Below are 7,430 nucleotides of genomic sequence, written 5' to 3' on the forward strand. Positions count from 1 at the left end.
ACCCGGACCTGGGCGGGCATCTACGACGGCGTCGCCACCAAGAACAAGCGGTGGCGGCCGCTGCGCCCGCCCCTGCTGACCCGCCAGCAGTACGGCGAGATCACCGACCTGACCGCGCGGCTCGCGGAACTGGTCCTCGCCGCGTGCCAGCGCCGCGCGGCCACGACCGGCGAGCTGCGGGAGCGGCTGGGCGTGCCGGCGGGGCTGATCGAGTTCCTGGACGAGGACGCCCCGCTCACCGAGGACCTGATCGTCGCCGTGCGGCCGGACGTGCTGATGTCCGGCGGCGTGCCGAGGTTCGTCGAGTGCAACGTGGACAGCGCCCTCGGCGGCGCGTTCGACTCCGACGGCATCGCCAGGCGCTTCCTCGCCGCCTACGCCGACCACGAGGTCCCGGTGCCGCTCGCGGTGCCGGAGTCCGCCGTGGACACCCGGTTCCACGCGATGCGCGACCTGTTCGCGCTGCCCGACGGCGCCACCTCGGTGATCCTGTTCCACATGGGCAGCGACTACCCCGACACCCAGGACGGGCACACGCTCATCAAGCTCCTCGAACCCGTGCGTGACCGCGGCCGCGCGACGGGGCTGGACGTGGTGGTGCACCCCCTCGAGTGGCTGACGCTCGAGGGGGGTCGCCTGCGGGCCGGCGACACGGTCCTCGACACGGTGCTGCGGATGTTCATCCCGCAGGACGTGCCGCACGGCGCGGGGTACGACGCGCTCGTCACCGCGCTGGACACCGGCGCCGTGCGGATGTTCACGCCGTCCGCCACCTGGCTGCTCGCCAACAAGGCGACCTTCGCGTGGCTGTGGGAGGACGTCGACCTTCTGTCCACAGTGGACGCCGATTTGGTCAGGACGCACGTGCCGTTCACCGCGTTGCTGACCGACGCCGAGGGGACCCGTGCCCGGCGCGAGGACCTGGTCCTCAAGCCGACCGGGACCTACGGCGGCTCGGGCGTGGTCGTCGGGCGGGAGGTCACGCGGGAGCGCTGGGACGAGGCGCTCGGCGCGGCCATGGCCGAGGGCGGGCACATCGTGCAGGAGTACGTGCCCGTGGACCGGCTCGCCATGCACTTCGTCGAGGTCGCCACCGGCGCCGTGCGCGAGGCGGAGGTCCCCTACTGCGTCGCGCCGTACCTGTTCGGCGGCCGGGCCGCCGGCGCCTACCTGCGGTTCGCCGTGCCGGACTCGGCCTCCGGATCCGTGGTGAACCTCGGGCAGGGCGCGCTCACCAGCGGTCTGCTCCTCACGGACGGCTGACGTGCCGGTTCGCCGCGAGGTGCGCACCCAGCAGCCGCACGGCCTCCGCGAGCGCGATCGCGTCGCTGCGGGAGTTGCCGTGGCGGCCGTCGCTGGAGTAGATGCCCGGGTCGGTCGCGGCGGGGTGCGCGGTGAGGTTCAGGTGCAGCGTGCCCAGCTCCGCCGCGATCGCGGCCGTGTGCTCGGACAGCGTCTGCATCCGCCTGCGCAGTCCCGGCCGCAGCCAGTCGGCGATCGCGGGGGAGGGGGAGTACGAGACGTTGTACAGCCCCACCGTGATCACCTCCGCGCCGGCGCCCCGCAGGGCCGTGATCATGGCGCGCAGGTCGACGTCCACCTTCTCCGGCCGGTAGGTGGCGGGGAACGCGTCGTTGCCGCCGCAGACGACGAGCGCGAGGTCGGGCCGGAAGTCCAGCGCCGGGCCGAGCTGGCTGACCCGGATCTCGCGTGTCCGCAGGCCCCGGTGGCCGAGGTTGAGGTACTGGAGATCCGGCGCGGTGGCGGACAGTTCCCGCGCGATGCGGTCGGCGAGCTGCGTCTCGCTGTAGCCGGGCACCGGCTCGGCCAGTCCCTCCGCGACACTGTCGCCGATGACGACGAACCGGCGCCACGGATGCCCGGCCAGGAGCCGGGCGCTCTCGCCATGACGCAGGCAGTAGGGATCTTCCGACTCAGCGAAGGTGTGCATGTCCACTCACGATAATCCGGATTCGCGGGATCTGCGGGCCGCCGACCGCCGCGTGCTGGCGGTCACGACGGGCATCGTCGAGCAGGTGCGGCCCGACCAGCTCGACCTGCCGACGCCGTGCGCGGGCTGGTCCGTGCGGGACCTGGTGCGGCACATGGTCGGCAACAACTACGGGTTCGCCACCGCGGCGCTCGGCGCGCCACCGGACCCCGAGGTCTGGGACGGCGTGGCCGTCGCCGATCCCGTCGGTGAGTTCGCGGCGTCGGCCGGGGCGGTCGCCGAGGCGTTCGCCTCGGTCGAGCCGCTCGCCGGCACGTTCGCGGTGCTCGGATACGGGGACGTGCCCGCCGCGCAGGCCGTCGGCATGCACTTCATCGACTACCTGACCCACGGCTGGGACGTCGCCGTGTCGATCGGCGTCGACCCGGGCCTGGACGAGCAGGCCTGCGCGGCCGTGCTGCGGATCGGGGCGGACTGGCCGCTGGACTCGCCCAGGATCTGGGGGCCGGACGCCGCGTTCGGCTACCGGGTCGAGGTGCCCGCCGACGCGTCCGCGGCCGATCGCATGCTGGGTTTCCTCGGCCGTTCCCCGTCGTGGCCGCACTGACCCGCGCTCGGTCACGACGCCGCCTGGACCACCGGCGCGGCCTGGTCGCGGTGCCGCCGCGACCAGACCCACGTCGCGGCGGTGGCCAGCAGGCACAGCACGCCGGCGACGAGGATCGCCGGGGTCAGCCCGAGCCCGGTCACCGCGAGCCCGCCGAGCACACCGCCGATGGGGATGCCCGTGAACGTGATCGCGGTGCACACGCCGAACGCCCTGGTCTGCAGCTCGGGTGGCACCCGTTCGTAGAGCATCGCGCCGATCACCGGGTTGACCGCGGCCATGGCCAGCCCGGAGCAGAAGGTGACCACGCAGATCAGCACCACGTCGTGGGTGAGGCCGAGGACCAGCCACCGGGGTGCGCCGCCGAGCAGCGCGCCGAGCATGAACGTCCGGTACATCGGCAGCCTCGGCGCGATCGCGGTGAACACGACGCTGCCGAGCACGGCACCCGCCGCGAACGCGCCGAGCACGAGGCCGAGCGCCTCCGGGGTGTGCAGCACGTCGGCCACCCACACCGGGATGAACACGGCGACGCCGGCCTGGTTGAACATGTTGAGCGCGAACAACATCACGATCATGCTGGGCAGCAGGTCGTCCCGCCACAGGACGCGGAACCCGCCGCGCAGCGCGACCAGGTACTTCTCGGGGGACTGCGGCGGGATCGCGCCGTCGGGCAGCCGCACCACGGTCGCGACCACGAGCGCGCACGACGCGAACGACGCGGCGTCCACCCAGATCGCGCCGAGCGGCCCGACCCAGGCGATGAGCAGGCCGCCGGCCGCGCTGCCGACCAGCATCGCCGTGCGGGAGAAGCCCTCGTAGGCGGAGGTCACCCGGATCACCGCGATCCCGGCCTCCTCGGCGAGCGGGCGCAGCATCACGTGCTTGACCCGGTCCCCGAGCCCCCGGGTGGCCCCGGCGACCGCGACGAGCACCAGCAGCCACCCGAACCCGAGCCGCGACGACGCGGTGATGCCCGCCATGGCCAGCGCGCTGCCCGCGTCCACCACGATGGTCGCGCGCCAGACCCCGAGCCGGTCCGCGAGCGGCGCGGCCAGGACGCCGGACAGGACGTAGGGCAACATCTCCGCGCCCGCCACCAGCCCCATCTTCGTGGCGCTGCCGGTGGTGACCAGCACCAGCCACGGGATGGCCAGCATGGACACCCGGGTGCCGAGCACGGACACGACGTCCGCGGTGAACAGGGCGAGGAACCGCCCGCGTGGACCCACCCGTCAACCACCGATCTCGACGGTCGGGTGTTCGGCGGCGTACCGGGCGCGCAGCGCCTTCTTGTCGATCTTGTTCGCCCTGGTCAGGGGGAGGGCGTCGACGAACTCGACCGTGCGTGGCTGCCACATGTCGTTCAGCTCCGCGCCGACCGTCGCCGCGAGCTCCTCGCCCGTCACCGTCGCGCCCGGGACCGGCACGACGTAGGCGTGCACGACCTCGCCGATCACCGGATCCGGCACGCCGATCACCGCGGCGGCGCGGACCTGCGGGTGCGCGGCGAGCACGTCCTCGATCGGGCGCGAGTAGATGTTCCAGGACCGGCGGTGCGTGATGATCATGTCGGTGGTGCGGTCCACGATGTACAGGAAGCCGTCCTCGTCGAGGTGGCCCACGTCGTGGGTGCGGACCCAGCCGTCCACCAGCGTCTCGGCCGTCAGCTCCGGCTGGCCCCAGTACCCGGCGAAGTTCAGCGCGCTGGAGATCCAGATCTCACCGTCCACACCGGTCGGCACCGGCCGGCCGTCCTCGTCGCGGATCTCCAGCCGCACGTCGCCGTAGGGGGTACCCGCCGACCGGATCCGCTGGGGGTGCTCGGGGTCCTCGGTCAACCCCGGCAGCGCCGTGGTCACCACCGACTCCGACAGGCCGTACACGATGCGGATCACCGGCCCCCACAGGCGGATCGCCTGCCGCAACCGCGACGGCGCCGCCGGTCCCGCGCCGATGTTGAACATGAACATGTGGCTCATGTCGGTGGTCGCGGCGGCCGGGTGGTCCAGCACCTCGTAGAGCATCGGCGGCGACATGAACGTCGAGTTGACCCGCTCGCGGGCGACGGTCGCGAGGAACCTCTCCGGCGTCCACGCGTCCTCGAGGAACAGCACACCGCCGGTGAACAGGTTGACGAACGCGGTGATCTGCCCGCTGACGAGCCACAGCGGCGAGCTGGACAGGTGCCGCAGCAGTGGTGCGCCCGCCGAGGTGAACTGCTGCTCCGCGATCGCGAGCACCTGCAGGAAGAACGTGTGCGGCAGGTGCACCAGCTTCGGCGTGCCGGTGGTGCCGCTGGTCTGGAACACGGCCTCCGGCTCGACCTCACCCGGGGTCAGCGCCTCGGAGTCGCCACCCGGCTGTTCGGTCAACAGGTCCGGGCCGGTCCCGCCGGGGCCGAGGCAGAACACGGGCACCGCGAGCGACTCGCCCAGTGCGGCGGCGAACTCACCCTGCGTGCGCGGGTCGTACACGAACGCCTCCGCGTCGCAGCGCCGCACGTAGTCGAGGATCTCGCGACGCGCGGTGACCGGGGCGACCCAGAACGAGCGGCAGCCGAGCAGGTGCACCGCGAGCTGCAGAATCGGACCTTCGAGCGGATTCGCGACCATTATCAGAACGTTCGCACCCGACCGGACACCGAATGCCCGCAACGTGGCAGCCATTCGGAGCACAAGGGTCCGCAAATCGTTATAAGAAAGCCGACGGTCGCCCTGGACGAGCGCCTCCCGCTCGCCGTGGTCGGCGAACAGCTCCAGTGCTCGTGTCACATAGGTCGGCGTTGGTTCGGTGGCGATATCCATGCCCACTCCGCTGCTCCATCGGCGAAATCACGCCTTGTGGCGGGCCGTTCGATTCGGACGAGAGAGTACCCGCCGAACGGGTGCGTGACCAGAGGCGAATCGACGCCGAAGGTAGCTGCACGCTATCGGGAAATTGCGCTAAGTTTCCGGGTGGTACGGATGGGTTGGAATGGTTGGGCTGGTCATACGAATACTGCGGTTCCATTCGCGAGCGGCATTGACCTCGAATCGGCGCGGCGGCTACGTTCCGGGCCACAACTCGTGCCGCCGCCACTGGCGTGCCCAGGCTTTTCGTGAGAGGTTCCACCGAATGAACAACCCGAGAAAATGGCGGTCGCTGATCGCCGCGGGGCTGCTGGCCGCGGTCACCTCGACCGTGCTCGTCGCCAGCACCGGCGAGGCGACGCCGCAGGGGCGGCACGGCTCGTCACCGGACTGGGTCGGCAGCTGGGCGGCGGCCGTCACCCGGGGCAACCTGAGTGGCTCCACCTTCGTAGGACTGAACAACCAGAGCGTCCGGATGATCGTGCACGGCTCGGTGGGGGGCTCGAAGGTCCGGATCCGGCTCACCAACCTCCACGGTGAGCAGGCGGTCACGGTCGGGCACGCCACCGTCGCGAAGCCGGACACCACGACCCCGGCGCTGTCCGATGTGGACGGCTCGACCATCCACCAGCTGACCTTCGGCGGCGCGACCTCGTTCGTGATGCCCAAGGGCGCCGAGCTGCTCAGCGACCCGGTCGACCTGCCGGTCGGCAACGACCAGGACCTCGTGGTGAGCGTGTTCTTCCCGGTCTCCACCGGCCTGACCACGTTCCACTCGACCACCAGGCAGAACAACTACGTCGGCCCCGGCGACCTCGCGAGCGACCCGGGCGGCGCCGGCTACACCACCCAGCGCACGTGCTGCTGGTTCTTCCTGTCCGGTGTGGACGTGCTCCGCAAGGACGCCGCCGGCTCGGTGATCGTGTTCGGCGACTCGCTCGCCGACGGCCACGGCACCACGTTCAACGCCAACCTCCGCTGGCCCGACCAGCTCTTCGACCGGTTGCAGCGCAAGGTGCCCCAGCGCGAGCTGCCGGGCGTGCTGAACATCAGCCGCGGCGGCGCCCGGCTCACCCACGAGGCCATCGAGCCCGGCGACGGCGGCTTCACCGGCTTCCCGGAGTTGGGTGACAACGCGTTCTCCCGGCTCAACGAGGACGTGTTCTCCGAGACCGGCGCGCACGCGGTCATCATGGACCTCGGCATCAACGACATCTGGATGAACGACGACTCGCCGCAGACGATCATCGCGGCCATCCGCCAGCTCAACCAGCAGATCAGGCAGCGCGGGTACACGGTGATCGTCGGCACGCTCGGCCCGTTCAACGGCCTCAACGGCGGCACCGCGCTGGTGTGGACGCCGGAGAAGGAGGCGACGCGCAACGCGGTCAACGACTACCTGCGCACGCACCGGAGGGAGTTCGACGCGGTCGTGGACTTCGACAAGATCGTCCGCGACCCGGCCGACCACACCAAGCTGAAGCCGGAGTACGACGGCGGCGACCACATCCACCCGAACGACGCCGGTTCCAAGGCGATGGCCGAGGCCATCCCGCTGAACCTGATCGTCCGCTGAGGAGCGAACGGTGCGGAGTGTCCTGTGCGTCGTGTCGCGGCCGCCAACGAGACCTCAGGGGAACGTGACGGCAGCCAGCCACCAGCCACCGGACCTCCGCACCGTTCGCCGGCACGTAACCAACACTTCGAGCTCCGCGGAGGCGGACTAGTGGCTGACGCGATTGTGGCGGGCCTGTACACCGACCAGGCCCGGCAGGACCCGAACCCGTGGTACGCCAAACTGCACGAGTTGGGCCCCGCCTCGCGGCTCGATCCCGCCGCGAGCGTGTACGCCGCCGTGGCGAACGGGTTCGACGCGGTCGACGAGGTGCTGCGCGACCCGCGCTTCATCAAGACCATCGGCCCGGCCGACAAGCTGGACCACCCGGTGCTCGCCACGCTGTCCCGCTCGATGATGTTCCGCCTCGAACCCGACCACGGGCGGATGCGCAGGCTGTTCAAC

General features: G+C 71.3%; 7 protein-coding genes. 4 read left to right on the forward strand and 3 right to left on the reverse strand.

The features are described 5' to 3' along the window. Positions 1 to 1,263: hypothetical protein (locus ACJ73U_RS09790; protein WP_407777235.1), on the forward strand; the 1,263-nt coding region annotated here is incomplete at its 5' end. Here ACJ73U_RS09790 and ACJ73U_RS09795 read toward each other — a convergent pair. Further along, on the reverse strand, positions 1,250 to 1,951 hold the full coding sequence (locus ACJ73U_RS09795) for an SGNH/GDSL hydrolase family protein (protein WP_407777236.1): 702 nt from the start codon (positions 1,949 to 1,951) through the stop codon (positions 1,250 to 1,252). The two genes, ACJ73U_RS09790 and ACJ73U_RS09795, sit on opposite strands and share 14 nt — an antisense overlap. On the opposite strand from ACJ73U_RS09795, the gene ACJ73U_RS09800 reads away from it, so the two are divergent. Next, entirely contained in the window at positions 1,950 to 2,558 is a 609-nt protein-coding gene (locus ACJ73U_RS09800; protein WP_407777237.1) for a TIGR03086 family metal-binding protein, read from the forward strand. The genes ACJ73U_RS09795 and ACJ73U_RS09800 overlap by 2 nt on opposite strands. An 11-nt stretch (positions 2,559 to 2,569) precedes the next feature. On the opposite strand, the gene ACJ73U_RS09805 is transcribed toward ACJ73U_RS09800, so the two are convergent. Together ACJ73U_RS09805 and ACJ73U_RS09810 are read right to left on the reverse strand one after the other, a co-directional pair. Continuing rightward, positions 2,570 to 3,790, reverse strand: a complete 1,221-nt coding sequence (locus tag ACJ73U_RS09805; protein WP_407777238.1) for an MFS transporter — start codon at positions 3,788 to 3,790, stop codon at positions 2,570 to 2,572. 3 nt (positions 3,791 to 3,793) lie between these two features. Further along, a complete protein-coding gene (locus ACJ73U_RS09810; RefSeq protein ID WP_407777239.1) occupies positions 3,794 to 5,365 on the reverse strand; it encodes an AMP-binding protein in 1,572 nt (523 codons plus the stop codon). A 310-nt stretch (positions 5,366 to 5,675) separates the two neighbouring features. On the opposite strand from ACJ73U_RS09810, the gene ACJ73U_RS09815 reads away from it, so the two are divergent. Both ACJ73U_RS09815 and ACJ73U_RS09820 read left to right on the forward strand, forming a co-directional pair. Next, positions 5,676 to 6,986 carry a GDSL-type esterase/lipase family protein gene (locus ACJ73U_RS09815; protein WP_407777240.1) on the forward strand — a complete coding sequence of 437 codons (1,311 nt, stop codon included), beginning with the start codon at positions 5,676 to 5,678 and terminating at the stop codon, positions 6,984 to 6,986. Between the two features lie 150 nt (positions 6,987 to 7,136). Next, on the forward strand, positions 7,137 to 7,430 hold a 294-nt coding region (locus ACJ73U_RS09820; protein ID WP_407777241.1), incomplete at its 3' end, for a hypothetical protein.

Source organism: Actinophytocola sp., from assembly GCF_045807065.1.
Taxonomy (GTDB): Bacteria; Actinomycetota; Actinomycetes; order Mycobacteriales; family Pseudonocardiaceae; genus Actinophytocola.